2 protein-coding genes are annotated in these 2,553 nt (G+C 63.3%); one reads left to right on the plus strand and one right to left on the minus strand.

Annotation, left to right across the window (positions count from 1 at the left end; genetic code table 11):
- The coding region (locus ACMO6A_RS09090; protein WP_418471132.1) for a TDT family transporter at nt 1–877 on the minus strand (877 nt) is incomplete at its 3' end.
- 245 nt (nt 878–1,122) lie between these two features.
- Between ACMO6A_RS09090 and ACMO6A_RS09095 the strand changes: the two genes are divergently transcribed.
- On the plus strand, nt 1,123–1,998 hold the full coding sequence (locus ACMO6A_RS09095) for a LysR family transcriptional regulator (RefSeq protein WP_009608083.1): 876 nt from the start codon (nt 1,123–1,125) through the stop codon (nt 1,996–1,998).
- Nucleotides 1,999–2,553: the final 555 nt, after the last annotated feature.

The following is a 2,553-nucleotide window of genomic DNA, read 5'->3' on the forward strand; positions in this document are numbered from 1 at the left end:
CGTATCCCACCATGACCACCGACACCGCCGCCTCGGCCGCGAACAGGACGTTCAGCACTTCGGGTACCGCAAAGCCGTTAGCCTGGAAGAACGCGAGCGCCTTGCCGAGCGCCGTGGCCGTGATGACGAAGGGGAACGTCATGGCCGCGTAGCTGGGGTAGAACCGCAGGCGCAGCAGAACGGGGAGGCGCGACAGCACCACGGCGAACAGCACTTGCGCCAACACCAGCATCGCCAGGACGAACACGAGGTTCGGCTGGGGAGCCGTGGCCAAGTAGCCTACAAGGGACAGGCTCATGGGAGCGGTGTAGATGCAGAACAGCGGGCGTGCGCTTTCGGGGATCTCGTGCTTCATGTAGCGGTACGTCACCAAGCCCAAAAGCACGACGTAGCAGGCGAATCCGAACCAGAACAGCAGATGGCCCACTGCCTCCATGCCGAACGTCGGAGAGGTGACGGACGCTACGACGATGCCCACGTAGCAGATGAAGTAGGTTGGAAACACTTCATGCAGTTTGAAGTGCGAGATGAAGCGAGCGGTGAACCAGCCCATCAGCGCGAGGTGCGCCACAACGGCCGCCGACCATAGCGCAAATGCCGGAATGTACGCGAAGGGGGCCAGGTAGCCGGCCAGCTGCATGAGCGTCATGAAGAGGGTGGCGCTGACGCTGGCCATGATGGAGTTATGCAGGTCGTCGCGAATCATATCGGGGAACAGCGCGATCTTGGCGCCGAGCATGGCGATGAGCACCAGCGACAGGATGCCGCAGACGATGTGAACGATCTCGGTGTAGGGCTGCAGCAAGTTGCCCAGCGCGGCTAAACCGAGCGCAACGCCTGCGGTGGGTATGGGGACTTTTCTGATGATCTCGCGCACGGCGCTACCTTTCTACTGTCGCGCATCTTACTCCTTGATGCGCACGATGGAGGGGTCCCGCTCGATGTTCCATCTGAAACACGCACGGGGGTCTGTCTGCGGCTTGCAAGCCTGCGACCTGGGAAGGCTCGGGACTTGCGAGTCGCTGCCCATTCTTCCATTCCCCTACGAAAAAGAAAACTTCTAAATACTTATGTTATGATTACTATATCTTATGGTTATTGTTTGTCCTGATAGAGGTCGCAATGCTGGATTTCCGTGTCGAAACGTTTCTGACCGTTTGCCGAACGATGAACTACACGCGCGCCGCTGAGGAGCTGAACATCACGCAGCCGGCGGTGTCGCAGCACATCGCGCACCTCGAGCGCGATTACGGCGTGCCGTTGTTCGCCTACCGCAACAAGAAGCTGCAGCTTACCGACGCGGGCGCGCTGCTGCGCGATGCGCTGTCCACGATGGCGCACGACGAGCGCCTGCTGCGCGACCGGATGCGCAGCTCGGCCACGGGCGCGCGCGTGGAGCTGTCGCTGGGCATGACGTTGACGGCAGGGGAGTACCTGGTGGCTGCGCCGCTGGCCGACTACCTCAGGCGACACCCTGAACTGCATGTCGCCGTGCGCTCAGGCGGCACGAGCGAGTTGCTGGCGTTGTTGAACGCAGGCGAAATAGACTGCGCGTTCGTGGAGGGCTTTTTCGACAAGAATGCGTATGCGTGGGACGTGTTCCGCACCGAACGGCTGGTGTGCGTGTGCGCGGCCGATCATGAGTTCGCCGCTCGGCCCGTGCGCGTGGAAGATCTGTTCGACGAGCGGCTCATCGTGCGCGAACCGGGGTCGGGCACGCGCGCGGTGCTCGAACACGCGCTGGCGGCTCAGAACCTTACGGTGGACGGCTTCGCGCAGGCCAGCGTGGTGGAGAGCCTTGACGTCATCAAGATCCTCGTGGAGCACGATCTGGGAATTTCGTTTCTGTACGAGGCGGCTGTGGCGCGCGAGCTGGCCGCCGGCACGCTGCGTGTCATCGATCTGGAGGGGCTCGCCATCTTGCATGACATCGCATTCATCCGCCTGAAGAACAGCGTTTTCGAGCGAGAGTTCCAGAACCTGTTCGCCGATCTCTGATCGAAGGCTTCGACGAAGCTTGCCGGTCCTTCCTTCACCCGCTGTTCCTGCGCTCCGCTTCTCGCGCCCGTGCTCGTGCTCGTGCCTCCCCCGCGTTCGATCCCGCTCCCGCGCTCCCGCACCCGCTTCCTCGCGCTCGCGCACCCTGCGTTCGACCCGGCCACCCGCGTCTGCGCTCCCCACGCCCGCGTCCAATTACTCTGGATCCGCGTTTGCGCCCCCTCCTCGCGGCCCGCGCTCGATTCCGCTACCTGGATCCAGGTCCGCACCCGCGCTCCCCACGCCCGCGTCCAATTCCTCTGGGTTCGCGTTTTGCGCTCGATTCCGCGGGATCTGCGTTCGAGCCCGCTGCCCGGGTCTGCCTCGCCGTTCAGTTCTCCTGCGTCGCCCGGCTCGTGGGGGCGGTGCGCATCCCGGTCAGCCGGAATGTTTCACGTGAAACATCCGTACGCGTTGGAGGGGGGGCGCAGGATGGGACCCGTGCCGGCGAGCGCCCTGCGACGGATCGTTTCCCTGCGCATGGAAGAGAATGCTCGCTATGCACGATTCTTCTCC

The sequence above is a fragment of the Eggerthella sp. genome (genome assembly GCF_048329335.1).
GTDB classification, from domain to species: Bacteria; Actinomycetota; Coriobacteriia; order Coriobacteriales; family Eggerthellaceae; genus Eggerthella; species Eggerthella lenta.